Origin of the sequence: Lentzea kristufekii (assembly GCF_033949925.1) — a bacterium.
Lineage (GTDB): Bacteria > Actinomycetota > Actinomycetes > Mycobacteriales > Pseudonocardiaceae > Lentzea > Lentzea kristufekii.
Genome location: NZ_JAXAVV010000017.1, coordinates 100,682 through 126,740, shown reverse-complemented (window position 1 = coordinate 126,740; position 26,059 = coordinate 100,682). Strand labels below are relative to the sequence as shown.

Below are 26,059 nucleotides of genomic sequence, written 5' to 3'. Positions count from 1 at the left end.
GATAAGTTCCAGGTGCGCGCCAAGCGGGACGACCAGAGCTTCGGCCAGCGTCAAGAACTCCAGTGCTTCGACCTTCAACGAGTACGTGACCGTGCCCGGAAAAGACTTTGCGCGCAGGTCGCGCAACAAAGTTACTTCGATAATCATCTTTTTCGGTGTGCGGCCAGGAATGCTATTCTGCAGGTCGGGATGTTTGTCCGGAGATTCTTTGTCGATGGAATACGAGCTGGCCGTGGAAAGAATTCCTTCTCGTCATACGAGGTCACCCGAGGTCGTCGTGACCAGTGTGGCCTGTTCCCGCTTGCCCCGACGCGGCGCCTCGGGGCATGGACATCCCGAAGAAACCCTCACCCCTCATCGTCGCACTCACATGCGCACCAGTGCCGACCGAGTCCTCGCGCCGTACCCGTCGCCCTCTCGTTCAGCGACACAATCCCTACGGCTCCTATTCGAGTGCCGGCCTCTGCTCAGTGCTACCGCAGGAGTCGACCCTGGCCTCCCACTCGCCCCGGAGCAACAAGCTTCTCGTCGTCCGGCAGGGCGCCGGAATCGGCCCTCCGTATTCCGGCTCACGTCACAGAGTGTCACGCCAAGTAGCGGCAGGGAAGATCATCTGCACGCACAGTGCCTTCCATTGGGGGTTCATACGGGGGGTTATGACGGGGTTCATACGGGGGATCAGGTTAGAGGACCACCCTCTACGGCCTGCGGAGATGCTGGTCATCGATGCCGCAGGGGGATCCGCTGGTATCCCAGACTCGCTTGCCCGCAAGCCGGTAGACACATCGGCGCGGGCTGCATGGCCGCTGTCTCGGTCGCTACTTCGTGATCAGCCCTCTACCTTGTCTTACCTTCACTGCTATCCACCTTCCTCATTCTTTTATTTCACTTATTTACCCTTAATTTCGCTCCCTGTGTGTCGCCCGACCATCTCCGTCCGCGGCAGCCGGCGCGCACTCGACATTGCTGACCTGCGGAAATCGGCGCAAGACGTTCGGAATTGTGACCGTACGGACGGTTTTATATTGCACCACAATGCGGGCGGCAATCATCACCCAAAAGGGTTCCCGAAAAGACGGCTAGCGCTATTGCGTGCGGCACGTGGCAGAGTAATAATTGAATTACCGCCGGGGGAGCCGGAAACAAACCGAATACCACACCCGGCGCGAGTCATGTCCAATGAACGGGAGTCGATCATGTGCGACACCGAAATCGAAACCGAAATCGACGGCACGGTCACCGCGTTTTGCTACTGCGGGTGGGCCGAATACGGCCACAACACGGAAACCGCCAACGCCGCCGCCCACGCCCACGAGAACGCGCTCGACGTCATCGACGCCGACGCGTTCACCGCCGCCGCCGTCTGACGTTCCCGCCGCTCGCACTAGATCGAAAGGACCCACCCGCGATGACCACGCCAGCCGCGCCGACGACCGCCCCGGCGGCATCCGGCACGACGACCACCGCCCCGGCGGGTGGGCGGTTGCCCAACGGCGAACTCCGCCGACAGGTGGCGCAAGTCCTGACCGATCAGGCGGGCGCCGAACTGACCCCGCGCAACATCGCCGCCGCACTCGGCGGGAAGTCATCGGGCGCGATCGGCAACGCGCTCGCCGCGCTGACCGCCGGGGGCTACGCCGAGCAGACCTCGACCAAACCGGTCCGCTACCGGTCGACACCGACCACCGCCGACGCCGCCGCCGCGCCCGTGGCGGTCCCGTCCGGCGCACTCCGCCGCACCCGCACACCTCGCACGACGACACCACCCGCGACGACCACGCCCGCTACCCCAACGGCTCCGGCCGTGACCGGTCCGGTTACGCGCCCGAACGGGCAGCTTTACCACCCGCGCAAGCTGTCCGGGCTGCCGGATGTGACCGCGCTACAGAAGTTGCGTGACGCCGGGGTCGCCGCCCTGTTGTACGGGCCGCCCGGAACCGGGAAGACCTCGGTGGTCGAGGCCGCTTTCGGTGACCTGGTCACGGTTCAGGGTGACGGGGACACCACGGTCGCCGACATCGTGGGGGAGTACACCCAGACCCCGGACGGGAAGTTCGTGTTCGTGCACGGTCCGCTGGTCCGCGCGATGCGCGAAGGCCGGACCCTGTTCATCGACGACGCGACCCTCATTCCGCCGACCGTGCTCGCCGTGGTCTACCCCGCGATGGACGGCCGCCGCCAGATCATGATCAAGGCCAACGGCGGCGAGGTCATCGACGCCGCTCCCGGTTTCTACGTGGTGGCCGGACACAACCCCGGCGTGCACGGCCGCGGTGTTGTCGGATGCGTTGGCGTCGCGGTTTTCCGTGCAGATCCAGGTGTCCACCGACTACGACCTCGCCACGCAACTCAAGATCGACACGCGTGCCGTGTCCGTGGCGCGGAACCTGTCCACGCGACAGGCGGGCGGCGAGGTCCGGTGGGCACCGCAACTGCGCGAACTGCTGGCATTCCAGAAGATCGCCGACGTGTTGGGCACCGACGCCGCCGCCGGGAACCTGATCGGCACCGCCCCGGAAGAGGACCGCGACATCGTGGCCACCGTTGTCAAGACCGCCTTCGGTAAAACCGTTGCCCCGCTGGCACTCGGTGCCCGTATCTGACCAACCGCCACTCGCGCCCGAACCGTCCGGAAAGGACACCCGCGATGACCGCGCACATGATCGCCGACCCCGCCGCCACCGGTTCGGCCGTGTTCCCCGCCGCCGCCGGATGGGACGCGCTCTCGGCCGCGTTGACCGCCGAAGTCCCCGCGATCGCCGGACGGGACGACCTGCTGGTCACCATCGCGCCCGGTGCCGGACACGGTGCCCCGGCGTGTTTCCTGCCCGCCACCGCCATGATCGAAGTCGACGGTACGCACCTGCACCCGGTAGACCCCGCCACCGCCCGACCGCATCGGATGAGCGACCGGAAACGGTACGCCCCCACCTGGGGTGCGCTGACCCATGAATGCGCGCACAGCAAGCACACCGCCTGGCTCGCCGCCGTGCCCGCCGACGCCGACCCCGGCGCGGTCGAGGCCGCCCTGTTGCTGGAAGAGCCCCGGATCGAACGGGCGCAGATCCGCCGCCGCCCCGACGACCGGCATTGGTTGCGCGCGTGTGTGAAGACCATCGTCACGGGCGGCATGAAACTCGACGATCCCGCCTTCGCCCCGAAAATGACCCCGCGCGACGCTGCCCACACCGCCGCCCTGTTCCTGGGACGCACCGACGGCGGCATCCTCACCCGCGCCGAAACCGCCCCCGTCGCGCGCGCCGTGCAAGACGTACTCGGCGCGGAGAAGCTCGGGAAGCTTCGGGCGGTGTGGCGCAAGGCGTTCCGCACCGCCGACGATGACACCGCCGCCATGATCGAACTCGGCCGCCAGTGGTGCGAGATCATCGGACCCGACCCCGACACCACCCCGCCGCACCTCGCCGACCCGTCCGCCACCCCGGACCCGTCCGGCACCCCGTCGCCGTCCCCGCTGGCGGATGCGATCGGCAAGGCACTGGGCAAGGTGACGCGCGCGGTAGCGCGGGCGAAGCTGCCCGAGGACCCCGCCGAGATCGCCGCCCGCAACAAGGCCGCTGCCGACGCCGCCACGACGAAGGCCGATGACGCCGCCCGCACCGTGTTCACGGTCGGCGGTCCCCGTGACGGGCTCACCGACACGACCGGTACCCGCCCGCCGACCACGGGCGAACGCACCGCCGCGCGGGTACTCGGGCGCGCGCTGACCACCGCCGGGGTCCGTGACCGGGTGGCGACCAGGACGACCTCGCCGATTCCGCCCGGACGCCTGCGGATGCGCGGTGCGCTGGCGCGCGAGGCGCAACTCGCCGCCGGGGCGATGCCGACCGCCGAGCCGTTCACCCGCACCACCCGCACCACGGTCGCGACCCCGCCGCTACGGCTGGGCATCGCGTGCGACGTGTCCGGGTCCATGGGCAGCTTCGCGAAACCGGTCGCCTCGACCGCGTGGATTCTGGCCAACGCCGCCGGGCAGAGTCCGGTGCCCGCCGACACCGCCACCGTGATCTTCGGCCACCACGTCCGCCCGATCACCCGCCCCGGCAAAGCCCCCGTCGCCGTGACCGACTTTGCCACCCGCGACAACTGGGAAGCCATCGACACCGCGATCGACGCCCTCGACGGCGCACTCGGACTGTCCCGCCCCGGTGCCGCGCGGTTGCTGGTCATCGTGTCCGACGGCAAATTCCGCGACGGACCCCGCCGCAACGGGCAACGACTCCTCGACCGGTTGCGCGCCACCGGATGCGCCGTGTTGTGGATCGCCCCGGACGTCCCAGGGCGCACACCGCTGACCGGGGCGACCGTGCACGTGATGACCGACCCCACCACCACCGCGCAGGCCATCGGCCGCGCCGCCACGGCCGCCCTGCGCGCCACCCACTGACCGCCAGCCCGGTCCGGGGCGCGCACCGCCCCGGACCCACCCGGAGGTGTTCACCATGTACGACTGCCCCATCACGACCGTGGGTGAATTGCGCGAGGCGCTCGAACCCTACGACCCAACCGCCCCGCTACAGCTCGCCACACAACCCGGCTACCCGCTCGCACACACCCTCACCTGCGTCGTGAGCACCGTGCAGGACACCGACGACGACGCACCGCCCACCCACGCATACGTCGTGTGGCTCGGCGCGGGGGAACAGGTCGGTTACCTCCCGACGGTCGCGGTCAGCGCGCTGGGGTGGTCGTCATGACCACCACCGCGCCCGCACTGACCGCCGGACTGGCTGAGGGAGACGCCGACCGTCACCGTGCGCGCCGTTGCATGTGGACGGCTGCTGCTCGACGCGACCGACCCGCTCACCTACGCCGACGCCGTGACCGACCTGCCGACACCACCCAACGGAGCACCTCATGAGCACCCGTACGCCAGACGGAATCATCGGACTTGCCGGACGCGCGGTGCGAGTCGCACGCGCACATCGCGCAGCCGACCGTGACGGGTTCCTGTGCCGCAACAACTCCGCCGGGCAATGGAACAGGTGGGCGCGCCGTGCTCGCGTGGCCAGGACCATCGCGTCCGCGCTTCAGATGCCCGTGGACAGCGTCATCATCACCGACGACCCCCAACGCGAGTACCGCACCCGCGACGGCACGGTCCCCGGTGACCTGATCACGGTCACCGAGCACCTCACTGGACGCTTGTGGCGTTTCATCCCCGACAACACCACCCCCGGCACCGCCTGGCTGCTGCTCGACTCGTGCCCCGACTGCGGGGCCGAGATCCCCGTCGTCCACGTCGCCGGCCTTGCCGACCTCGGCGATTACCTCGACCCTGGCGGCGACCTCTCGCCCATCGCCGAGGCCCGCGACGACTCCCTGCACGCGCCCGGCTGCACCTTCGCGCCGTCAGCGATCGAGGAACCGTCTGTGACACCCCATTCCGCACAACCGCCTTACACAGGAGGAGATCACCGTGTCACTACATGAGGCTGTCGAGACGATCGTCCGGACCTTCCACGAGAACGGATGCCGGGTGGCCTCCGTCATCGCCGATCCCGCCGACGCGCAGCAAGTTCTCTACGGCACCGTCAGTCGCGATGGCGTCCTGATCGGCAGCTACTACTGCACCGACCAAGCACGCCAGTCAGGGTGGCGCGTGGTCGCCGCGAACGGCGAGCACGTGACCTACAACGGCACAGCCGTGAGCTTCGCCGACCACGGCGACGCACTCTATCTGCTGACTGCACTGATTCCCGGCGACGACTCCGACGAGGTCGAACGTCACATCCGAAGGCTCGCCGTCCTCAACCAGGCAACCGGGTTCGACGAGTACCACAGCTGACTTCCACGACGATGCGGACCAAGCATCGTTTCATGTGGACGACTCTTGTCGGTCGCCCACAGCCGGGTGTGGATCACGGTCGGGCGTGCGTGGCTAGGTGTCCAACAGCGATCCCACCTGTCACGTCCAGCCGCGCCGGATTCGCGTGAGCGTGTCCCCGGCCTCGTCCCCAACCGCCCAGACACAACCGTGCACCGCCGACCCCACCGGCCCCTCTGATCGGACCACACCAACGACGACGCGAACTGGAGGCGGACATGACCGCCGCAGACTTCTACATCGGACGAGGCCCCTCGGCCGTGTGGGTGGGATCGCTGAGCCACAACGCCGGGCCCGAGATCGTGCACTGGACCCCGGCCGGCTGCGAGGTGCTCGGCGCCGTCACCGCACGCGACTACGCCCGCGGGCTCGACACGCTGCTGTCGCTGCCCAGCGACGAACGCCGCAACTGGGCACATCGCGTGGCCGACGGGTGGCCGTGGTGCTGGCAGGACAGCTCTCTCACCGGCTGGTGCTACGCGTTCGACGCCGGACGCGTGTGGATCAGCTACTTCGGACGCGCGTGGTTCCCGTGTCCCACCACAGACCAACTGGAGTCCGGTGCCGTCCTCGACCGCGTGCGCCGCTCGAGCGCCACCGGGCCGCATCCAGCCTTCCCTGCGCTCGGCCGCGCCCCTGGCTGCGCTGAGCACCACAGCATAGGCACCGCCGAGCCTCACGTGGTCGGTTTCTGGGAGTTGCTCGGTCTGATGGCACACGCCGCCCGCGAGACCGGCGACCTCGACGTCGCGTTCGAGACGACCGAGGAATCAACGCGGCTGTTCTCCGGAGATGAGCCGGAATCGTTGCTGGGCGCGGTACTGCTCCGGCTTGGTGTACCGGCTGCCGGAGTACACGCGAGCGAACTCAACACTGAACCGCCCAGCTACGTGTTCCCGCGCTTCGGGTTCCAGCTCACCGCCAAAGCCAGCCAACTGGCCGACGACTTCCAGATCTGGGAGGCACACGGAGAACCGGTGGCGGACCTGCTCGCCGACTTCGAACAATCGGCGAACCCCTACGACCCCGACCCCGACGCCGACGCACTCACCGCACCGTCACCACCCCACTGGTGACGAGGAGACCGGAAAACGTGCACCTCGACTTCCTGTCCCGTCGTTGAACGTTAAGCGGATGTTGATCACAACGTCGAGAAGGTCGCTCGCTCACGTGCTGTAGACCCATGTCGCTCACTCGGCTGAAAATCCGTCCCCATCCAGCGGAAGTGCCCTGTGACGCCGTCGTGCCTGCGAGGTATCGGCACTACGCACGGGGTGCACTGGCCGACGTATGGACCCGCACGGGCGCGTCCTTCACCTGGGGAGCATCTGAGATGCCTGGACTTGCCGCTGTCCTCGTCGCCGCGGCCTTGGGGATCGCAGTCGCGTCCGTGCCCTCGATGGCTGCCGCGTCGGCCACTGCCACGGCCGTGCCGCTGCGCGAGGCGGTCGCCGCGCTTCCGGTCGCCGAGGAGAGCCGTGACGGCTACCAGCGCGACAAGTTCCGACATTGGACGGACGCCGATCGCGATGGATGCAGCACCCGAGCGGAGGTGCTGATCGACGAGGCAGCGGTCGCACCCGAGGTGGGCCCGAAATGCGCCCTCGCCGGCGGACTCTGGTACTCGTCCTACGACGACGAGTACGTCTCCGACGCTCGCGGCGTCGACATCGACCACATGGTGCCGCTGGCCGAGGCATGGGACAGTGGTGCTTCCGCATGGACGGCGAACCGACGCGAGGCTTACGCCAACGACCTCGACTCGCCTCAAACGTTGATCGCGGTAACCGCGCGCTCGAACAGGTCCAAAGCGGACCAGGACCCGAGTACCTGGCTTCCGTCTTACGCCGCAGCACAATGCGGCTACATCACCGCCTGGGTGAGCGTGAAGACCCGCTGGGGCTTGACCGTGGACAACAACGAAAAGGCCGTCCTCGTGGAGAAGGCCGCGCGCTGTCCCAACGTCCCGATCGCGGTCGGCATCGCCTGAACCGGGACCACCGAGACGGCGAAGGTGGCACGGCGTGACCAGGTGGCCCGCCGGAGCGACCCACGGTGACCAGGCGTGGCCTTGCCCCCTGTCTGTCCCCCCAACGCGGCGTGTGGGACGTTCCAATTTTCACGGGGCCGGCGTTCCCCCTGCGCCGCAGCTTCTCGCGGCAGTGAGCCACGACAGGATCTCCTCGACGTGCGCTCGCTCAAGCCCACGCCCTGGATGCGGCTGGACGATCAGGGTCGGGATGTCGTCGTCGCGCCGCTCCTCGGCCCACCCCGGCTCTTTGCCGCCCAGCTGATCGTCGATCCAGGCGAGCGGCCGGTCGCCGACCCACCGCTGGATCGGGCCGATCTTGGACGACCAGCCGAAGGCAGGCCCGCGACGGGGGACCTCGATGACCGGGAACTCGGGCAACCCCAGCCGAGGCGCGATCCACGTGACAGCGACCCGTCCCCAACTCGTGCCCCAGACCAACTCGGCACCCCGATCACGCAGCTCCCGCAACCAGGCTCCGTGTTCCGGCTTGAGCCACACCGTGCCGCGCGCAGGTGAACCATCCGGCCCGAGTCCGTCGAACTCGTGCGCCTGGTATCCCAGCTCCCGCACGGCCACCTGACCTCCCGGTAGCGCGTCCGGGTCGACAGCAAGCACCCCATCGACATCGAGGACTACAACGGGGCAGCTCATCCGAGACCGCCTTTCTTCCCTTGTGCTCCACGGCCAGACGCGGATCCGGTGATACGGGTCGGGCCTGCATCGGCTTCTGTTCCGTTCGTCCAACCACGCCGTTCGCGTGAAAGCGCGGATGTGGCTGTGTCCCGACGGATCCCAAGGGACCATGGTCGGGACACGAGCCGGTCGGGCACGAACACTCGGGCTAGCTCGTTGGCGCGGGGGCAGGCGCCTGTTGCGTCGAGGCGAGGGCGAAACGCCTCGGTTTGTCGTTGGTCTTCATGGCAGTACCGGCGTCGGCCAGCTTGTCCAGCGCGTTGCTCACCGCACCCGACGACTTCCCGCCCAGTGCCTTCGCGATCGCGGTCGGCCCGAACTCCTCGCCAGGATGGTCACCCAGGAAGTCCTCGACCATCCCCCGCAACGCGCCGGACGGCAGCCGTGGTGTCTTCTCGCCCGCCGCGTCCGCACCGCCCCTGGTCGTTGCCTGGTTGTCGTGGGTCGCGGCGCAGCCAGCGGATGCGGGTTCCGTGTCGGCCACGACGAGTCCGGCCTGCACGGCGCCAGTCTCATCGTCGACCGTGTCCGGTGTGCCCTCAACCGGGGCGACCGTCGACTCCGTGTCGACCGGGTCGGTGTCGACAGGCTGCGTGTCGACCGGGTCGGTCGAGTTGTTCTCGGCAGCCGTGGTGTCGTCACCGTCATCGGTGACCGGTACGGCGGGTGCGTCGGGTTCGGTGTCCGCGATGCCCGTCAGGTCCTGGTCGGCCGCCGCAGGGGCCTCGGCCGGAGCGGGGTCGTTCTGGGTGGTGTCGACGTTGGCGATTGCCCACAGGTCGGCGGCGCGCCGACCACCCTGCGCGATCCCGGTGATGCGGGTGACGCTGGCGTCATCGGCCCATTTGGCGAGGATCTTCTGCGCGGTCGATTTCCCGATCTTCGCCGCCACGGCCAAGTCGGCGGCGGTGCTGTTCGGGCTGGTGTGCAACGCTTCCCACAGCTTGTCTTCGGCGTCCGTGCGATCCGTCGCGGCGGTGGCCTGGTCGGGAACCGACCGCAGCGTCCGGGCGGATCCGATTGGCTGGGTGGCAGGGTTGGCTGTGCGGGTGCGGGTCTTGCTGGACATGACAGTCCCTCGATTCGCGTGGCTGATCGGTGGTGGTCATGCCCCGGCCGGAGCGGGTGTGGCCCCCGGTGCGCTACCGGTGTGTTCGGACTACACGAACTATGAACGCTTCCTTCGCCCCATGAAGTCAAGCGGTCCAACAAAACAAGACGACCGTCTCGTGTGGACAGTTACGCGCGACCACCCGACATGCCTGTCACTTGCCGCGACAACTGTCACCGACCGGGTTTGGCTGTTGTCGATGACCGCGGCGCTCGTGTCGACGACGTGCGGCCGAGAATGATGCCGCCGGGCTGCACGTAAGCGTGCGGGGCCGCCCCTGGGGAGCCGGTTGCAGCTATCAACAGTTGTTGCCACGACGCCAGATGACGTTCTCCCGGCGACGGATAAGCCGGCGACGGACTCGCCCACCGCTCTTGCCGTTGTGGGCACGGCCGTATCCACGCTTGAACCCGTAAGCCCGGCAGTAGCCATCATCAAAATGATCACCATCCACCTTGTGCACGCCACAGTTACGACGACAGGCGCTCATACCCGGCATTGCACTTCCCCTTCTCCGGCGAGCCACCCGGCCAACGGGCTTCCCAATTTGCGAAGCGTCTGCCGGCCGGATCGGGCCAAGGTTCTCCGACTTGAGATCGACCACACCCAGACCAGCTTTCCGGTGCAACGCCTCGCCTGCAGAGGCTCGCGAAGTTCAGGTGGCTGGGCTCGTGCTTGCCACCATTGATGCTTCCGTCAGCCGGCGACGTCAAGTCAGTGGATCCACGAGGGCGCGGATCAAATGTGGATAGCGCGGTGCCCAGCGCCAAGCAGGACCCGCACGCGGCGTCCGCCACCGCTGGCACCGTCACGCAAAAACCTGAACTCACAACAACAGCAACAACTTCGTGGTGACAAATGTCGCTTGTGGTCACATTCGCGTTGACGTCCCGCTTGGCGCTGTTGGGTAACCCAATCCGGTCCTCTGCGTCACGCCGCTTGACAGGCACCGATGTATCGAGCGTGGATGGGCATGTACACGACAGCGCATCGGACCGTGCATCCACAATTCCCTTACAAGGCAAGGGGATTGTGGATGCGCCTGACATGAAGGAAGCCGCTATGAGCACCGACACCGCTACCACGAACCGTGGACGGCTGACCGGCGACCACCACGCCGACACCGCCGACCTGACCCTCGAGGAAATCGCCGCCCGGCTGACCGAGGATCTGCGCAGCGTGCAGGGCGACGGCATGCTGCCCGCCGACGCCGAGTTCCGGGTCACCGCCGATGACACCGGGGATGAGCCGGTGCTGCGGGTCACCCTCACCTGCGACACCGACATCAGCGACGCCATCTCGGGAATCGCCGCGCACCTCGTCGCACAGGTGTTCCAGCTCGCCAGCCACTACAACGAGATCGACCTCGACCAGCCCGGCGATCCCCGGTTCCTGCAGCACATTCACGTGAAGTGCGGGGACAGCGCGGAGGCCACCCTCGTCGGCGCGATGGTGCAGACCGCGTGACGGGTCATTGACCCGGCCCGGTCCGGCCACCGTCGGACCGGGCCGCTTCCCAAGCGGATCGAACCAGCACGGCGGTGTACACGACCCTGCCGACTCATCCGGCGACATCACATCCGGACCACACCAGGAGGCGTGACATGACATCCACCTTCCACAACGAGATCACGCTCGGCGATATCAACTACAGACTCGCCACAACCGTGGACTCCGAAGAGTCTCTGGTGCTCGACCTGCTCGGAACGACGGAGTCAGGCGAGGTCGTGGCCGATGGCCGTCTTCGCCTGCCAGTCGAAGGCGGCGGCACGGTCGGCAAGCTCCTCACCCGCGTCCTCAGCGCGCACGCGCGCCTGCGAAGCCGACCGAACCGTCACGCGAACGCCAACCGTCCCTGGACCCAATCCCTCGACGACGAACTGCGGGAGGCTTGGCTGCAGCCGGGCGGCGGAAGCGCGTTGGACCGCATCGACAGTCTCGCCAAGCACATGGAACGGTCCAAGACCGCCATCAGGGCTCGCCTTCCGAGGGTGGGCTGCGACCCGGACGTGGTAGGCCGCGAACTGTCGGATACAGCCGCCGCCGTGCTGGGCGTAGAACCACCGGCCGTGAAGGGAAACACCTGATTCGCCAGCGTTCGCGCCGACTCCAATCACCACCTGTGGACCACGCGCGCTACGCGGCCGTGATGGCCGCTCAACGTTTTCCCCCCGGCCCGTGATGGTTGCCAGAGCCCTCTGACCTGTCACCGATCGACCCGGCCCCGCGACAGACCGGTTCTATCCCTTGGCGGCAAATGAAACCACTTCACGTCGTCCGGGTGATTCGCGCACCGACACCACCCTCGCGTTGACAGATCGGCACCACCCGTACGTCCTCAACACAGTCCTCAACCAGAACGGAAACGAAGGGGCACAGTCACAATGTCCACATCTCATGACGCCATCACATCCATCCCGACGCGACAAGATCTGTCCGATGTGGCCGCCTTGCGGAAGCAGGAAGGACTCGGCGAGGACGCGGCGATCCTCATCGCGCCGTTTCACGTCGACCCGCCGATGCGGATGCCCGACGACACGTGCGCGCTGCTCGTCGTCGCGGTCGACGTCACCATCGACGCGGAGCCGCAGTTGTTCGCCGGAGACTGGCTGCCCGAGATGCGTCCCGCCGACAAGGCCGATGGCGACCTCGTCCTACAGCTCACTCAACACCACCGCGACGAGGCAGCGGTTGACGTCGAGATGCTGCTGGCCTGTCACGGGCGCTGGACACGTGCGGGCATCTGGCACGGCCTGAGTGTCGAGTGGCCCCAGGTGATCGCCTCGACGGCGCACACCGTGATGGGGCTGCACACCGATTCCGTGGAGGCAGCTGTCCCGAGCGACACGGTATGTGCGTGGCGCCCGGCTGGCGAGGCCGGGGCCACCTACCGCGACGACGCGGCGACTTCTCCTTGTGCGCAATGACGAGCACGCATCGGACCTCCTGTTCGCCGACACAGTCACGGTCGCCCACCGTGACCACCCGGCCGCGCCGCGCTCACCCATGCCGTGACGCGGCCGTTTCTGACATCAAACAACTCCCAGCCACCTGACACGAGGAAGAATTCCGATGACGAACAACCCGACCAGCACGTCAGAATCGGCTGCACAGCGGTGGCGGCCGCTACTGGCCCATGTCGTGATCGCCGCGATAGTCATGGCCGCCACCATCGTGGCGATCCGCGAGCCCTTCATACCGCACACCATTACCGAGGCCTCCGCTCCGGAAACAGTGCTCGCCCTGCTGATCGGCTGGCAGTTCGTGTGGTTCACGCTGTTCACTGGCCCGCGGTTGGCCTCTCGGCGTCCGCTTCCGGTCGGCACAGCGATCGCACGGGCTGTACTCAGCGTGATAGGCGCGGTCTTTCCTGCAGTAGTGCTGTTTCTCCTGCTCCCCTGGGGGTGGACTGTCGTGGTCGGGACCCTGGTCGTCACGGCCGCCATCGCTGTCCGGCAGATCATCCGCTGGCCCAAGCGCACTCCAGCGGCTGACCCGGACCGTGGCCAGGACGCCGCCGACGTCTCGTAGCCCCAGCCGCCTTCGATCGGACACCCTGCCTGACCAGACGATGTCGCCACGGGCAGCCCAGACAACAGGATCAACATGACCAAGACATGGGTCAGGTTGTGCAGCGCCCGCTCGCCGATTCCCGGCAGGACACCCGCCCGGAGCCAGCGATTCGTATGTCTTCGACCGTGTCGATGATGTCGCGGCGACGATCGCGGGCACGCTGGCAGTTCAGCTCCCGGCGTCGGAATTGTTCTACGTCTCCTCCACCATGACCGAACTCGCCCGCCACGCGGCGAGCAGCCTGCCCGACTACCGCCTGCACCCCGAGGATCTGCCTTCGCCGGTCGGGTTCATGGTCTATGCGCAACCGCCGGTGCCGGGCACCGCATCGGGACCCCACGACGACGTGTGCATCGTGTCGTGGGGTCCCGGGCGCGGCGGCGTGTGGGTCCACACGTGGGCGCCCACGTCGATGTCACCGGCCCAGCGCGGCGTCGTGCAGATCGGCCGCAACCTCGCGAAAGCCGATCACCACGACGCGTTGCAGCGAGCAAGGGCAGCCGCCGCCCGCAACCTGCCAACGCCGTCACCGGACAACAAGCCCGCGACAAGCGAGGAGGCCGCCGATCTGTGGGGTGCTCACCTGCTCACCACGTGGCTGCCGAATCTGGAACGCGCGCCGATCCCGCCCTCGTTCTGCCCGCCGCACGGCTACGAATGGTGCGCGCTCACCCCGATGGAGTTCACGGAGATGGAAGGCTGGCCGGACGGGGTGTCCGACAACCAGTCCTCGGTCGCCGCCGAGGCCAAGATCGCCTTGCAGCGCACCATCCTCGCCACCTGGCTACTGATGGGACAGACCCTGGTCCACTCCGAACGCGTGCACGCCCCGCGCGCCGCCCGGCGCCGGATCGAGACCCTGGACCCGGCGATAGGGACTGCGGTGCGCTACATCGATCTCCGGCGCAGCCGCACCGAACCTTCCGATCACAGCACGGACGACCGGGAGAAGAGCGGACGGGAGTATCACCACAGCTGGATCGTGCGCGGACACTGGCGTAACCAGTACTACCCCAGCAGAAACGAGAATCGTCCTATCTGGATCGACTGGCATCGGGCCGGGCCGGACGACAAGCCACTCATCGGTGGCGAACGGGTCAACGTCCTGCGCCGCTGAGAAGCCGTTATCGCGGCATGAACTCCGGCCCCCCGCGTGGCGGGTGCGACAACGTCCAACGGTCTTCTCTCATAGTCGTGTTCGGCGGCGTCCGCTGTCCACGACCTGATCACGTCCTCTGGCACTCAATGACGCCCTGCCGGTAAGACGGCGGCGTGGCCCGGTTCAGCCTCGTGATCCGCCGGACACGGGACGGGTGGCGGCGAGAGGGCGTCCGATCTTGTCGATGCGCACGGTGGTGCCGGGCTCGGGCGCGTTGACCATGTGGGTGGGCGAGATGGCGATGCCCACGTGCGTGACGCTCGCGGTGCCGGTCCCGTAGTACACGAGGTCCCCTGCCTGCAGCGGTGATCCAGCTGGCACGAGTGGGCCCATGTCGTATTGGTCTTGCGCGACTCGCTCGAGCTTGATTCCCGCTGCGGCATAGGCTGCTTTGGTCAGGCCAGAGCAGTCCCAACCGCCCTCGGCAGGGCCGTCACCGCCCCACACGTACGGCTCGCCGAGCTCCCCACAAGCGAACCTCACCGCCACGACCGCGGCGGGCGCGCCCGCGAGATCACCGGCTGATTGCGAGGCAGCGCACGCGCCGGCCGCGTCGGACGCGGCCTGGGTGTAGAGGGCGGCTTGGTCGAGGACTTTACGGACGTACCAGTCGGCGCGGTTGTAGGTGAAGATCGCCCGGTAGAGGTCTGTGCCGTCGCGGGCACCGGAGTCGCACAGGTAGAAGGCGGCGGCGTGGATGGCGTCGTGCGGGTCGTAGCGCGACGGCGGGGTCCGGCCACCGGGCGGGATGATGTGCCGGGAGGTCACCGAGGCGAAGGTCGGGGCCAGAAACTGCATCACCCCTGCCGCACCGGCAACGTTCTCACCGGAGTGCACGCCCGGCAGGGTGGAACGGCCGTGATCGGTCTCGATCTTCCCGATAGCGGCAAGGATCGACCAGTCCAGCCCCGGACACACCCCGGCCGCCGCGCGGTACAGCGCGAGGTAGTCGGCGGGGATATCGGCCAGCGCGGTCGCGCTGGGCCGGCCACCGCCGCCGAGAAGCGCCGAGATCGCGCCTGACACCCCACCAACGATCAGCATCGAGATCACCAGGATCGCCGCCATCACAGCGGCACCGACCTTCACGATCATGGGGTGTTCACCTCCTGCCTGTGCTCGGTCCGCGTGAAATGGGCTTCGGTGGCATCGGCGCGGGCGCGGGAGCCGTCAGCGGCAGCGACAGGTCCGCCCCCGGCGTCGTATCGCTGCCCTCGCCGGTGCTGGGCGGTGAGACGTGCGGCCAGGCGTCGAGCAGCCGGCACAGCTCCCGCCGTGCGCTCACGCCGCCCCCAGCGGTGCCGAGGGGAAGCCAGACCTCGTCGGCGGGACTCGGGTGCGGGGCCTCGGGGTCGAGCAGCTCGGCCGCGGCGGTGGCGACCGGGACCGAGCGCGGATCGTCGAGCTCGCGCCAGGCCCGTACCAACAGCCGGCGGGCGGTGGCCTCGCGGCGTGAGGTCGGCAGCCACACCAGCAGCGGGGTGATGATGCCGGTGGCCGCGGCGAGGGCGGCGTAGCCGGCCAGTTTCCCGGCGAGCTTGGCCAGGACCTCGGTGCCGAAGTCGTACTCGAGGAAGAACTCGATGTCCCTGCCGCCGGAGCTCCAGCGGCCGTAGGCATCGGGTTTGACCAGGTCCCCGAAGTGACGGGCGCACCGGGCCTCCGACCACCACGCGCCCAGCGCGGTGTGTCCGGCAGGATCGGCGTGGCGGGCGCGGTCGACCAGGGCGGTGAACCACTCAGCGACGCCGACGGTGTGCGCGAGCCGCAGCGAGTGGGCGATACCGAAGGCCCGGTCGTGCCGGTAGCCGAGTTCCTTGACGTCCAGGCCGTCCTCGGCGGCCAGCACCGCGGCCCCGGCGGGCGCGAGGATGTAATGCATCGGCGCGGTGCCGGAGGTGATGAACGGCTGGAACCGATCGACCACGCCCCACTGGAACAGCTCCCGTAGCCGCATCCGGCCAGACCGGAACGACGGGAACGCCAGCGCGGTGATCTGGTGTGCCGTGAGCACGCGATGTTCGTGCAGCATCCGGATGATCCACCGGTCCCGCGGCGTCAACCGGCCCGCCAGCACCGCCTGGTGATCGGCGTTGTTCGCCGCACGCGGAGTCGGGCGAATTGCCTTGTGACCTCGAAGGGTTCGCTGCCTGGTGGGATTAGTGATCATGCCACAAACCTCCGAGAAGTTGTTGTGCGGAAAAGACTTTCGTCCGCTGCGCGGTGCGAGCCGCGCGAGTCAGGGCTGCTGGCGGCGCGGGTCGGCGTTGCGCGCCCGAACGCTGGGCTGGCCTCGGCGATCGCCGTTGGCCGGCCGTGTCTGCTCTGAGGCTGTGGCAGGATGCCGCGGAGAGCGAGTTGGGGCCTGCGGACCAGACACGGGCGTGACGCCACCCGGAGCACAGCTGCGCAAGGCACGACGAGCGATACCGCGGATTTCCCGTGCGCGGCCTGGGATTGCGCGCGGGAGCGGCTGGGTAAGCATGGTGAACGGCTGCGACTCCTCCCCGTTCAGCACAAGGCGGACGGCGGCGTGGTAGACACCGAGGTGGGCCAGGTCGTGATCGGACAGCCGGGGTGCGGTGTGCCGGGACAGCTCGCGGGCGTCCTCTGGACTCGCGTTGAAGAAGATTTTGCTCCGGGCGTTGGTGGACATGCCTTCCCGCAACTCGCGGGGAAGCTGGCCGAGATGCTGATGCGCCAGGGTCATCGCGACCCGGAAACCTCGTGCCTCGGCGAGCATGTCCTCGATCGGGTACGGCAAGTTCAAGAAGTTGTGACACTCATCGATCACCAGTGACGCGTCCATGCGCTGGCGTTGCGGAGTGCGGGCGCGGGCGGTGGTGGCCTGCCAGGTGCGCGCGACCACCAGTGACCCGACCAGCCGGGTGGTTTCCTCGCCGAGCGAGCCTTTCGGGATGCGTACCAGGCAGATGCCGCCGTCGAGCACGGCGGCCATGTTCACTGTGGAGTGTCCGCCTGCGATGGCGTCGCGGACGAACGGTCGCAGCAGGAACGCGCGCAGCTTGTTCATCAGCGGGCTGATCACCTGGCTGCGGCTGGAATCGGTGAGTTCCTCGTACCAGGACCAGAACCCGCGCAGCACCGGGTCGGTGACCCCGGCCGTGACCCGTGACCGGAACGCGGGATCGGCCAGCAGCTTCGGCAGGTCCGCGAGGGTCGCCACACCTTCCTGCGTACGCAGGGTCAGGCACGCGGCACGCATCACGTCGTCGGTTCGCGGCCCCCAGAACGCGGAGTACACCCGGCGGAACACCGAGACGAGATTGTCGACGGTCAGGTCGGTTTCCCCTCCATCGAGGGGGTTGAGGCACGGCGGCCGGGACTTCGAGTCCGCATCGAAGATCACGACGCGATCGCCGGCCGATTTGGGCAGCCGGGAGAGCACGTCGGTGACGAGGTCGCCCTTGGGATCGATGAGCACGATCCCGCGACCGGCCTCGGCGTCGGCCAGGATCATGTTGCCCAGCAACGTGGACTTACCGGAGCCGGTCGCGCCGATGACATGCAAGTGGTGGCGCGCGTCCGGGACGCGCAGCGCGACAGCGCGTTCGTGTCCGGTGTCGGTGACGCCGATCGGCTTGGCCCCCGGCCCCGGTGTGGCGATGCCCGGTGGCGGCGCGATCGCGCGGGCCCCGGCGCGCTGGACGCCGGGGATCGCCTCGTCGGTCGGCAGGTGCGCCAGGACAGCGAGCTCTCCCACCGACAACAGGTCGCCGTTGCCGAGACGCCGCTCGGCCAGTACGACGCCGGGGTGGCGGACGCGGTGGCGGGTGTAGTGGTTGTGCTCGGTGTAGGAGGCGAAACTTGCCGCGAGGGCGTGTGCCCGGCCACGGGCGACATCCCGTGCCGTGCGGATCTCGGTGTCGGCGGCGTCGGCGGGCAGGAGGGTGGCGACGGCGTAGCGGATGACCGTCTCGTACTGGGAGCCGCGTTGCTTGGCGACGATGGCGCGGTTCTGTGCCGCGTACTCGAGCGAGGTCTGCGGATCTGTATGCAATGCCCCTGCGCGCGTCGAGTTCCGTGCGGACCTGGTCGTCGCGCCGGGAGTGAGCAGGTCGAGCAGGCGGCCGGCCACGCGGGTGGAGCCGCCGGTGTGCACCCGGCGCGCGGCACGCCGTGCTCGGGCAACGCGGCGGCCGGTGACCGGGCGGGCCAGGATCTGCACGCAGGCGTACTCGTCGCGGCCGAGCCCGACCGGGGCACCGATCAGTGCGCGCAGCGGGTCGGCGCCGAAGTTGATGCGGATCGGGAGCGCCTCGGACCGGGCCAGGCGCAGTTCTCCGCCGATGACCAGCCGCCGCTGCCCTGCCTGCGGTGGTGGCAGGGGTGGTTCGGCGGGACCGACGCGGGTGTGCGAGCCGGGCCAGGCCGCCTCGACCGCGCGTTCGACCAGGCCCGGCGGGATCACCCCCGGCACCCACAGCCGGATGGCGACCCCGGCCTCAGAGAACAGGTACTCGCACGCCACGTGCGGTTGCCCGGTGAACCACCGGCGCCAGGCCGGGCGCAGCAGCCCGACGAGGTTGGCCCACAAGGCCTCGCCGCCCGCGGGATCCACCGTGGGTGGCGCGAGCACGGTGACCTGGCGGGCGTCGGCGACCAGCCTCGCGTGGCAGCGCCGCGCCCACCGGCGCCGGCCGATCAGGAATCCCGCGACGCCGACCGCGAGCACCGGGACGACGACCGGCCCCCAGGTCACCGCCCACTCCCGCAGGTGGCCCAGCAACCTGAGCAGTGCACCGCCGGGGTCGCGCAGGTAGTCCCCGAGCCACCCGTCGGTCAGGCCCGTCCGCACGATGGCGTGAGCAACCAGCGGAGCGGACAGCTCGGAGCGGGTGAGGGCAGCCGGAATCCAGGCAAGCATCACGAGTTCTCCCAAGAAAGTAGCGAAATGCTCGATCAGAGACAGGACGACCGGAGTCAGGGGGCGTCGAGTTCGATGTCGTCATCACCGCCGAACGATCCGAACTCATCGCCGTCGGTCGCGTGCGCCTGCTGGTCGGCGAAGCCGAGATCGACGAAGGACTGTTCGTCATCGGACTCGCCGGTGGGGTCGGCGTCCGCCGCGTACCCCGCGAGTTCGGCGGGCGCACTCGTAGCGAGATAGTTCTCGCTCGGCGAGGCCACACTCTGGAAGGCGACCCGCTGAGTACCCGACGACAGCAAGCCCTGGCCCCGGTCAGCTGACAGCAGGAATTGACGTTCCCCTGCCGACAGGTCAAAGGTCTGGGTGATCTCGTCGATGGCTTGGGACGCTTGCCGCAGAAGGATCTGGGTTGCCGCGTTCGCGACCACGGCTTTGCCGAGATCGTTACCGAGCACGTCGGCGGTGTCCTGGGTCGCGACGGTCAGTCCCGCCCAGTGCTTGCGGGCGGCTTTGGCCATGCGGAACAAGAAGTCCGCTCCGGACGGGTCTTTCATCAGCAGCCACGCCTCGTCCACGACCACCAGGCGCGGGCGCCGAATCGCGGGATTGGACACCCGCCGCCACACCGCGTCCAGGGTGAGCAGAGTGCCGATGGCTTTCAGCTCGTCGGGCAGGTCCCGCAGGCTGAACACCACCAGGTGACCTTCGGGAGTGGTGGAAGTCGGCCCGTCGAACAACTGCTTGAACGCGCCCTCCACATAGGGATGCAGCCTCGCCGCGAGCTCGGCCGCGGCACGGTCGCCGGCCTGGCCCGCGGTCGCGAGCTGATCGCGCAAGGTCAGCAGGGTGGGTGCGGGTCGGGTCCAGGTGCGGGCGTCGGCGGTGATCCCGGCCGACTGGTAGGTTGCGGCGATGCCCCGGTCTAGCGCGGCCCGTTCGGCGGCCTGCAACTCGCTGCCGACGAGCACGGAGATGACGGTGTGCAGGAACAGCGACCGGCGCACGAGCGCGTCGCGTGGCGCGGTCCGGTGTCCATCTGGGCGGGTGTGGATGGGCAGGTCGAACGGGTTGAGCCGGACACCCGCGGCACCGAGGTGGACATAGGTGCCGCCGACCGCGTGTGCGAGGCGAGCGTATTCGTCCTCGGGGTCGACGACCGCGACTTCGATCCCGCGATACAGGCTGCGCAGCAGCTCCAGCTTGACCAGATAGGACTTGCCCGCGCCGGAGCGGCCGAGGATGACGGAGTTGTGGTTGTGCATGCCCGCGCCGAAACGGTCCCAGTGCACCAGTCCCTGCGAGCCGACGTTGTAGCCGTAGAGCACCCCGGACGGCGCGGCCACCGAGGTCGGATCGGCCGCGGGTAGGTCGGGCGAGGTGAATGGGAACGCCGCGGAGAGCGCGGAGGTGTCGAAGGTGCGGCGTATCCCGATCAGGTCGAGGCCCATCGGCAGGGTCGACACCCAGCCCTGCAGTGCGCGGTAGGTGGTGTGCTTGGCGTCGAGCAGCAGGCTCGCCGCGAGCGACCGCAGCGCCGCTACCTCATCGGCCAGCGCCCGCTCGGACGGCGCGTGGATTGTGAGATACAGGCCGACGCGGAACAACTTGCCTTCACCCCGAGCCACGCGAGAACTCAGGTCGTAGGCGTCCTCAGTGGCCGCTTCGACGTGCGGGTCGTACAGGCGGCCGTGCTCGGCGGTGTGCCGCCGACCCGACTCGAGCTTCGCGAGCTGCTTCTTCAACCGCGAGGCGGCCGTAGCCGGGTCGATCGGCTCGACATGCAGCGCGACGTCCAACCGACCGGGATAGGTCAACAATGGTGTGAGCCAGCCGGGGTGGACCTCACGCGGGAACCCGGTCACCGCGAAGCTGGAGACCCACTCGGTGCCGACCTCCAGGTGCCGGGCACCGATGGACAGTGCGTCCGGGGTGAACGCGGTGGCCCGCTGGTTGGCGGCAGCCCGGCGGTGGCCGCGCCGGGAACGTGGTCGGGTGGTCATCGCACCCGCCCCCTCTCTGGGAAGTCGTCGTCTTCGTCCTCGTAGTCCCAGCCGTCGTCTTCGTCGTCTGGTTCGTGCTCGCCGGTGTTGGCGGTGCCGCGGCCGGCCTGCCAGAGCGGGCGGTCGTCGGCGAGGTCGCCGTCGGCCAAGTCGGTGCCGCCGGCGGTGGTGATGACCTCGTCGGCACCGGCTAGCTCCGCCGAGGGCGGCAGCAGGGTGTCCGGGTTGCACGCCGAGGCGAGCACGGCGGTGGCCTGCCTGGCATCCAGCGGGGTCACCACGATCCCGGCGGGCGCGAGCAGCTCGATCGCTTCGTTCAGGCGGCGCACCAACCGGGATTCCGCCGCGCGCCGCGCCGCGGCGCTCGCCTGGGTGGGCTCGCCGCGCCCGCGGCGTGTGCCGCGGGTGAGCGAGGACAGCACCGCGAGCGGGCCGGGGCCGCCGAGCCCGTCGGCCGGCGCGGTGGCGCCGAGCGGCTCGCGCAGGATCAGCAGCACCTGGCGGCGCAGCAGGTCGGTCTGCTCACCGAGCTGTACGAGGTAGTCGGCGTGCTCGAGGGCGGCGGCCTCCAGCGCCGGATGCGGTAGCCCGCCCGCGCGTGCCCGCAGCCCCTCGATCTGGCCGGACAGATCGAGCCGTTCGGTGCGCACCAGCACCTGCACGGGCGCGGTCAGGCTGTGCAGGTAGCGGCCGAAACTGGCGACCAGGGACTCCTGCTCGGACGGTGTGCGCAGGGCAAAGTTCACGGTCGAGGCGACCGCTACGACGGCCAGACCATCGGTGCCCAGGTCCACGACGCCGGTGTCGGTCACCGCCTCGGCGGGCAATCGCAACGCCGATGGCGAGATCTCCTGCGACTTCGGCACCGTGGTCTTGCCGGCCTCGGCCGACCTGTAATTGCCAGTGCCCGCGGTCCGGCTCGCCGTCGTGACGGCGGTCTGGGCGGTCAGCCAGTGCGGCGCGGGCCGCACGCCTTCGGGGGCGGCCACTTGGTGGCGTGGTCGGATGCGTTGCCGGATCGCGGCGACCAGCAGCCGGTCCATCGAGATCCCGTCACGCTGGCCGAGCGCGATGACTGCCGCGCCCACCCCGACCGGGATCGCCACCGCGAGGAACACCGGCAGCGGCACGACCGCGCGAGCGGCGGTCCACGCGGCGTAGAGCACCAGGCCGGTCACCGCGAGGATCGCGAGCTGGCGGGCGGTCAGCGGGCCGACGACCTTGTCAGCCATGTCGACGTCAGCGGGTATGCGCACAGGATTCACGGGGTACCTCCAGGCGTGGGTGGCGGCGGCGAGGAGCGCCGCGGGCGTGTCGGAAGGTCCAGCGGGAGTCGCAGCTGCCGGGCTGCGGGCGAGGCCGGTCGCGGTGGTGGCGGCGCCGGTGCGGGTGTCGCTGGTGGGACGCGGCGTACGCCGTCCAGCGGCAGCGGGTACTGCCCCGAGCGACTCGGCCGGTTGCCCTTGTACGGGTCGAACGGCAACTCCAGCTGTGTGCCGCGTGCCCGTGCCGGAGGCGGCGCCGGGGACGGTGCCGGGCTCGGCGGACGCGGTGTGCGGCGCACACCGTCGAGCGGCAGCCGGTACTGCCCGGAGCGGTCCGGCCGGTTACCCCGGTACGGGTCGAACGGCAGTTCCAGCTGCTGCCCGCCACGACGCCGCCCACCTGTGCGCGGCGTGCCGGGCGGGACCGGAGGCGGTGGCGTCGGCTTGACTCGCTCGACATCCAGCGGCAACCGGTACTGGCCGTCCCGTCCGAGAACCGGCTTGTTCTCCGGCCAGTCGCCGCCCAGCGGCAGAGTCAGCTGGCGGCCCTGCCTGGCAGTTGGTTTCGGCGCGGGAGCGGGCTTGGGTGTGGCGGCCGGCCGGTGGCGGCGCACACCGGCCAGCGGCAGCATGTACTGCCCATCGGCGGTGGTGCGGGTATGGGCGTAGGGGTCCGCCGGTCCACGGCCACCGCCGCTTCCTCCTCGGCCGCCACCGCCGGTGGGGTGTGGCCTGCTGCCGCTACGGCCCCCGCCACGCAGCAGGCCGAAGGTCTTGTACGCCACGAACGCGCGCACCAGCGAACCGAGCATCGAGCGCTTGCCGCCCCCGAGTTGGACGTGGTGCATGACCCAGCTCGGGATCTTCACCAGGATCCAGAGCAGCCCACCCGTGGCGATCAGATTGACCACACCATCCGGCGTCGGCCCGAGGAAAGTGAAGCCGCCTTCCGAGAAGAACACCCGCAGGGCGGTGATCAGCGTGAGCGACTGTCCGACCTGGATGCCGAGCACTCCGAAGAACGCGCGCCACCACCAGAAGGCGACGCCTTCCGTTTGCGCCGAACCGTGACAGCTCAACGCCATCGGGGCGCCCGCGACCAGCACGGCGGTCAGCGCCACGCGCACGACGTAGCTGCCGATCAGCGTGACAAGGAGAACGACCAGCCCGAGCGCGATCAGCACACCGAAGAAACCGGCCGAGGTAATCGAGTTCATCACCGTGTGGGTCAGCAACGCCGACAACGTCTGCGCCGCGCCACTGGGGTCCACGCCCCCGCCGACAAGCGCGTAGGACAACGCGTTGGCGAACTCGATCGCCTTCGCCGCGAAGATCCAGGAGAGGTTCGCGGCGAGGAATCCGACCACGAGCCGTGGCGCGGCCTGGCGGATCGTGGTGCGGGCCTGCAGCGTCTCGTAGGCCATGACCACGATCCCTGCCACCATGATTAGCAGCGCGTAACTGGCGATCGCGATCCCGCGCGAGGACTCCCACAGCTCACCGATCCGCGGCAGCTGATCGAGCGTCGGCGTGGCCAGCAGCGTCTGAGCCACCAGCCGCAACAGCGAGTTCAACGCGGCGACAACCAGCGCCCAGAAGAAGCTGTTGATGCCGTCGGCCATGCACGCGCCGATGTCGGTGATGCCGCACTCCCCGCTGGGCGGGCTGAGCGGCGTCACCGGTGGGGGCGGGCTCGGCGTTGTCGTGCTCGGCGCGGTCGTGACGGGCGTCGACGACGTGGTGCTCGGCGGGGTCTGAGGGGGGCCGCTCGGTGGCGGTGCAGGCGGGCATGATGTCGGCGATGAGGTGCCGGGCTGCGGGCAGGGGGCGGGCGTGACCGGGCTCGGTTGCGCCACCGCCACCGCGGCACCACCGCTCACGACCGCGAGCAACACGACCAGGAGCAGCCACAGGGCGCGCCGACGCAGGACGCCGCGCCAATCGTCAGCAGACCGGGCCAGGATGGGGCGCGGCAGGCGCGGGCTGTGGCACGCCGGGGTGCGGCGAGCGTGCCGCACGGGGATGGTCGCGGACATCGCCTACGCCCCCACGATGCCTTTGAGCACGCTGACGACCAGCGGGGCGAGCGCGGCCAGGCCGTAGCCGATCGCGGCGGCCTTGAAGCAGTCCTTGGCCTTCTCGTGCTCGCCGGGATCGCCCCCGCCGATGACCCGGCGGACTCCGCCGATGGTGAGGAACACCGTCGCCAGCAGGGCGAGAATGCCCATCAGCCAGTTACGGATGTTGGTCAGGACCTGGTCGACCGACTGCACCTGCGCCAGCACCGTGACGCTCTCCGCCTGCACGGCCGAGACGGGCATGACCAGCACCACGACCGCCACGCCGGCCAGCACTACGAGCGTGCGCCGCAGGCAGGCTCGCCACTCCGCCGCCGCAGTAGACATCCGAGGTGTGACGGTTGCGGCGGTGCACGAGCTCGAGGCGTGTAGGCGCGTGCGCCGGGCTCGGCGAGCCAGTCGAACAGGCGGGCTCACAGGACTGCGGCGAGGGCGGAGCGCGCCACTGCGGTGGCGCGGTGAGCGGTGAAGGAGGGAACGGGTCAGGCGCATCGCGGCACTCCCGGAGTCGGGTCCGACGGCCGCCGGGTGGTCCCGGTCGGACGGTCGGGCGAGGTGGTGTGTGCGGGAGCGGCTGCTTCTGTCCCGCAGCCCTCGACTCCGGATTTCGGGGTCTTTTTTGACACGTCGCCCCGAACTTTTTCTGACGACTTCCCACCGACAGTGGTCACTGTGCGTGCCTGACCGGGTGGAGGTGTCGAGGGGCGCGCTGCTTGGCGGGCGGCGGCGATGACGGTCGCCGCGTGGATCGCCTGGACCTCCACCGCGCCTTCGCCGCGTTCACCGGGGTCGTCGTGCGCGGCCTGCTCGCGCAGCCAGGCGACCAGCCGCCGCTCGGCGCGGACGCGGATGTGCGCGAGGGTGTCGTAACTGACGCCCCAGTCGGCGGCGGCGTGGGCGAGGGTGTACTCCGGCTCCAGCCGGGTGGCGCCGATCAGCTCGGCTTGCTCGCCGGTGATGACTCCCTCTGCGACCGCGCGGGCGAGCACGAAGTCCTCGTGTCCCCACGGCGGGCGCGGCTCGCTGGAGCGGAACGCGTCCTCCGACGGCATCGGACGCTCCAGCGCCTCCCGGATGAACAGGTGGCCCGCGCGCAACGCCGCGCAGCGCAGCCGCCACATCACCCACGGCCGGGTCAGGTCGATCGTCGCCAGCTCCGCGAGGAACCCGGTCAGCAGCGCGGCGTGAATGTCGTGGTGGTCGTCGACGAACGGCTTGCACAAATCGGCGGCAATGTGGAACAGCGCGGGCAGCGCGACGCCGACACACCCCACCGTCGCGGCACCGCCCTTGTCGCGCGAGCGGGTGACCAGGTGCACCCAGACCGGGTCCACGGTCGACATCGGCAGGTCCGGGTCCAGCAGCAGATCCCGCAACTCATCCAGGGGCACCCGCCGCCGGGGCAGACCTGG

General features: G+C 69.2%; 24 protein-coding genes and 1 pseudogene. 15 read left to right on the top strand and 10 right to left on the bottom strand.

The window, feature by feature from the left end; translation table 11 throughout:
• Window positions 1-1,196 precede the first annotated feature (1,196 nt).
• The 9 genes and pseudogenes from SK571_RS30815 to SK571_RS30775 all read left to right on the top strand — a co-directional run bounded on the left by SK571_RS30815 (window position 1,197) and on the right by SK571_RS30775 (window position 7,835).
• Window positions 1,197-1,367, top strand: coding sequence for a hypothetical protein (locus tag SK571_RS30815; protein ID WP_319987584.1), 171 nt, complete (start codon window positions 1,197-1,199; stop codon window positions 1,365-1,367).
• Between the two features lie 437 nt (window positions 1,368-1,804).
• Window positions 1,805-2,200 (top strand): annotated as a pseudogene (locus tag SK571_RS30810) (AAA family ATPase); the annotation flags it as partial.
• A 118-nt stretch (window positions 2,201-2,318) separates the two neighbouring features.
• Entirely contained in the window at window positions 2,319-2,603 is a 285-nt protein-coding gene (locus SK571_RS30805) for a hypothetical protein (RefSeq protein ID WP_319987656.1), read from the top strand.
• Between the two features lie 44 nt (window positions 2,604-2,647).
• A complete protein-coding gene (locus tag SK571_RS30800; RefSeq protein ID WP_319987583.1) occupies window positions 2,648-4,405 on the top strand; it encodes a VWA domain-containing protein in 1,758 nt (585 codons plus the stop codon).
• 55 nt (window positions 4,406-4,460) lie between these two features.
• Window positions 4,461-4,715 (top strand): hypothetical protein, encoded by a 255-nt coding sequence (locus tag SK571_RS30795; RefSeq protein WP_319987582.1) that lies wholly within the window; start codon window positions 4,461-4,463, stop codon window positions 4,713-4,715.
• 160 nt (window positions 4,716-4,875) lie between these two features.
• Window positions 4,876-5,451: a hypothetical protein gene (locus SK571_RS30790; protein WP_319987581.1), complete on the top strand. Its 576-nt coding sequence runs from the start codon at window positions 4,876-4,878 to the stop codon at window positions 5,449-5,451.
• Between the two features lie 46 nt (window positions 5,452-5,497).
• Entirely contained in the window at window positions 5,498-5,806 is a 309-nt protein-coding gene (locus SK571_RS30785; protein ID WP_319987580.1) for a hypothetical protein, read from the top strand.
• 257 nt (window positions 5,807-6,063) lie between these two features.
• Window positions 6,064-6,921 carry a hypothetical protein gene (locus SK571_RS30780; RefSeq protein WP_319987579.1) on the top strand — a complete coding sequence of 286 codons (858 nt, stop codon included), beginning with the start codon at window positions 6,064-6,066 and terminating at the stop codon, window positions 6,919-6,921.
• Window positions 6,922-7,178: 257 nt separating this feature from the next.
• Window positions 7,179-7,835: an HNH endonuclease family protein gene (locus SK571_RS30775; protein WP_319987578.1), complete on the top strand. Its 657-nt coding sequence runs from the start codon at window positions 7,179-7,181 to the stop codon at window positions 7,833-7,835.
• A gap of 129 nt (window positions 7,836-7,964) precedes the next feature.
• On the opposite strand, the gene SK571_RS30770 is transcribed toward SK571_RS30775, so the two are convergent.
• A complete protein-coding gene (locus SK571_RS30770) occupies window positions 7,965-8,528 on the bottom strand; it encodes an HAD domain-containing protein (RefSeq protein ID WP_406602059.1) in 564 nt (187 codons plus the stop codon).
• Window positions 8,529-8,718: 190 nt separating this feature from the next.
• Entirely contained in the window at window positions 8,719-9,639 is a 921-nt protein-coding gene (locus SK571_RS30765) for a MarR family transcriptional regulator (RefSeq protein ID WP_319987576.1), read from the bottom strand.
• A gap of 1,104 nt (window positions 9,640-10,743) precedes the next feature.
• On the opposite strand from SK571_RS30765, the gene SK571_RS30760 reads away from it, so the two are divergent.
• From SK571_RS30760 to SK571_RS30740, 5 genes are all read left to right on the top strand, one after another.
• Entirely contained in the window at window positions 10,744-11,148 is a 405-nt protein-coding gene (locus tag SK571_RS30760; protein ID WP_319987575.1) for a hypothetical protein, read from the top strand.
• Window positions 11,149-11,285: 137 nt separating this feature from the next.
• Window positions 11,286-11,768, top strand: coding sequence for a hypothetical protein (locus tag SK571_RS30755; RefSeq protein ID WP_090015177.1), 483 nt, complete (start codon window positions 11,286-11,288; stop codon window positions 11,766-11,768).
• A gap of 363 nt (window positions 11,769-12,131) precedes the next feature.
• Window positions 12,132-12,608: a hypothetical protein gene (locus tag SK571_RS30750; RefSeq protein ID WP_319987574.1), complete on the top strand. Its 477-nt coding sequence runs from the start codon at window positions 12,132-12,134 to the stop codon at window positions 12,606-12,608.
• A 145-nt stretch (window positions 12,609-12,753) separates the two neighbouring features.
• Window positions 12,754-13,212, top strand: a complete 459-nt coding sequence (locus SK571_RS30745) for a hypothetical protein (RefSeq protein WP_319987573.1) — start codon at window positions 12,754-12,756, stop codon at window positions 13,210-13,212.
• 250 nt (window positions 13,213-13,462) lie between these two features.
• Window positions 13,463-14,371: a hypothetical protein gene (locus SK571_RS30740; protein WP_319987572.1), complete on the top strand. Its 909-nt coding sequence runs from the start codon at window positions 13,463-13,465 to the stop codon at window positions 14,369-14,371.
• 165 nt (window positions 14,372-14,536) lie between these two features.
• Here SK571_RS30740 and SK571_RS30735 read toward each other — a convergent pair whose 3' ends face one another.
• The 6 genes from SK571_RS30735 to SK571_RS30710 all read right to left on the bottom strand — a co-directional run bounded on the left by SK571_RS30735 (window position 14,537) and on the right by SK571_RS30710 (window position 24,191).
• On the bottom strand, window positions 14,537-15,508 hold the full coding sequence (locus tag SK571_RS30735) for a C40 family peptidase (protein ID WP_319987571.1): 972 nt from the start codon (window positions 15,506-15,508) through the stop codon (window positions 14,537-14,539).
• Between the two features lie 7 nt (window positions 15,509-15,515).
• Entirely contained in the window at window positions 15,516-16,583 is a 1,068-nt protein-coding gene (locus SK571_RS30730) for a replication-relaxation family protein (RefSeq protein WP_319987570.1), read from the bottom strand.
• A gap of 69 nt (window positions 16,584-16,652) precedes the next feature.
• A complete protein-coding gene (locus SK571_RS30725; RefSeq protein ID WP_319987652.1) occupies window positions 16,653-19,301 on the bottom strand; it encodes a helicase HerA domain-containing protein in 2,649 nt (882 codons plus the stop codon).
• Between the two features lie 56 nt (window positions 19,302-19,357).
• Window positions 19,358-21,304, bottom strand: coding sequence for a VirB4 family type IV secretion system protein (locus tag SK571_RS30720; RefSeq protein WP_319987569.1), 1,947 nt, complete (start codon window positions 21,302-21,304; stop codon window positions 19,358-19,360).
• Entirely contained in the window at window positions 21,301-22,536 is a 1,236-nt protein-coding gene (locus tag SK571_RS30715; protein WP_406602062.1) for a PrgI family protein, read from the bottom strand. The genes SK571_RS30720 and SK571_RS30715 overlap by 4 nt, the downstream gene beginning before the upstream one ends.
• A 29-nt stretch (window positions 22,537-22,565) precedes the next feature.
• Window positions 22,566-24,191 carry a hypothetical protein gene (locus SK571_RS30710; protein ID WP_319987567.1) on the bottom strand — a complete coding sequence of 542 codons (1,626 nt, stop codon included), beginning with the start codon at window positions 24,189-24,191 and terminating at the stop codon, window positions 22,566-22,568.
• Between SK571_RS30710 and SK571_RS30705 the strand changes: the two genes are divergently transcribed.
• The gene (locus SK571_RS30705; RefSeq protein WP_319987566.1) at window positions 24,178-24,327 is read left to right on the top strand and encodes a hypothetical protein; all 150 of its coding nucleotides are present in this window, start codon (window positions 24,178-24,180) and stop codon (window positions 24,325-24,327) included. The two genes, SK571_RS30710 and SK571_RS30705, sit on opposite strands and share 14 nt — an antisense overlap.
• Before the next feature lie 281 nt (window positions 24,328-24,608).
• On the opposite strand, the gene SK571_RS30700 is transcribed toward SK571_RS30705, so the two are convergent.
• Both SK571_RS30700 and SK571_RS30695 read right to left on the bottom strand, forming a co-directional pair.
• The gene (locus SK571_RS30700; protein ID WP_319987565.1) at window positions 24,609-24,974 is read right to left on the bottom strand and encodes a pilin; all 366 of its coding nucleotides are present in this window, start codon (window positions 24,972-24,974) and stop codon (window positions 24,609-24,611) included.
• A 155-nt stretch (window positions 24,975-25,129) separates the two neighbouring features.
• Window positions 25,130-26,038 (bottom strand): hypothetical protein, encoded by a 909-nt coding sequence (locus tag SK571_RS30695; RefSeq protein WP_319987564.1) that lies wholly within the window; start codon window positions 26,036-26,038, stop codon window positions 25,130-25,132.
• Window positions 26,039-26,059 lie beyond the last annotated feature (21 nt).

What these genes read in the sequence shown, in the direction of transcription:
- SK571_RS30815 (WP_319987584.1), top strand. Translation starts at nt 1,197, where the DNA reads ATGTGCGACACCGAAATCGAAACCGAAATCGACGGCACGGTCACCGCG.
- SK571_RS30700 (WP_319987565.1), bottom strand. Translation starts at nt 24,974, where the DNA reads ATGTCTACTGCGGCGGCGGAGTGGCGAGCCTGCCTGCGGCGCACGCTC.
- SK571_RS30745 (WP_319987573.1), top strand. Translation starts at nt 12,754, where the DNA reads ATGACGAACAACCCGACCAGCACGTCAGAATCGGCTGCACAGCGGTGG.
- SK571_RS30795 (WP_319987582.1), top strand. Translation starts at nt 4,461, where the DNA reads ATGTACGACTGCCCCATCACGACCGTGGGTGAATTGCGCGAGGCGCTC.
- SK571_RS30725 (WP_319987652.1), bottom strand. Translation starts at nt 19,301, where the DNA reads ATGCTTGCCTGGATTCCGGCTGCCCTCACCCGCTCCGAGCTGTCCGCT.
- SK571_RS30715 (WP_406602062.1), bottom strand. Translation starts at nt 22,536, where the DNA reads ATGGCTGACAAGGTCGTCGGCCCGCTGACCGCCCGCCAGCTCGCGATC.
- SK571_RS30705 (WP_319987566.1), top strand. Translation starts at nt 24,178, where the DNA reads ATGCCGTCGGCCATGCACGCGCCGATGTCGGTGATGCCGCACTCCCCG.
- SK571_RS30800 (WP_319987583.1), top strand. Translation starts at nt 2,648, where the DNA reads ATGACCGCGCACATGATCGCCGACCCCGCCGCCACCGGTTCGGCCGTG.
- SK571_RS30780 (WP_319987579.1), top strand. Translation starts at nt 6,064, where the DNA reads ATGACCGCCGCAGACTTCTACATCGGACGAGGCCCCTCGGCCGTGTGG.
- SK571_RS30790 (WP_319987581.1), top strand. Translation starts at nt 4,876, where the DNA reads ATGAGCACCCGTACGCCAGACGGAATCATCGGACTTGCCGGACGCGCG.
- SK571_RS30740 (WP_319987572.1), top strand. Translation starts at nt 13,463, where the DNA reads ATGACCGAACTCGCCCGCCACGCGGCGAGCAGCCTGCCCGACTACCGC.
- SK571_RS30710 (WP_319987567.1), bottom strand. Translation starts at nt 24,191, where the DNA reads ATGGCCGACGGCATCAACAGCTTCTTCTGGGCGCTGGTTGTCGCCGCG.
- SK571_RS30765 (WP_319987576.1), bottom strand. Translation starts at nt 9,639, where the DNA reads ATGTCCAGCAAGACCCGCACCCGCACAGCCAACCCTGCCACCCAGCCA.
- SK571_RS30755 (WP_090015177.1), top strand. Translation starts at nt 11,286, where the DNA reads ATGACATCCACCTTCCACAACGAGATCACGCTCGGCGATATCAACTAC.
- SK571_RS30770 (WP_406602059.1), bottom strand. Translation starts at nt 8,528, where the DNA reads ATGAGCTGCCCCGTTGTAGTCCTCGATGTCGATGGGGTGCTTGCTGTC.
- SK571_RS30730 (WP_319987570.1), bottom strand. Translation starts at nt 16,583, where the DNA reads ATGATCACTAATCCCACCAGGCAGCGAACCCTTCGAGGTCACAAGGCA.
- SK571_RS30735 (WP_319987571.1), bottom strand. Translation starts at nt 15,508, where the DNA reads ATGATCGTGAAGGTCGGTGCCGCTGTGATGGCGGCGATCCTGGTGATC.
- SK571_RS30775 (WP_319987578.1), top strand. Translation starts at nt 7,179, where the DNA reads ATGCCTGGACTTGCCGCTGTCCTCGTCGCCGCGGCCTTGGGGATCGCA.
- SK571_RS30760 (WP_319987575.1), top strand. Translation starts at nt 10,744, where the DNA reads ATGAGCACCGACACCGCTACCACGAACCGTGGACGGCTGACCGGCGAC.
- SK571_RS30720 (WP_319987569.1), bottom strand. Translation starts at nt 21,304, where the DNA reads ATGACCACCCGACCACGTTCCCGGCGCGGCCACCGCCGGGCTGCCGCC.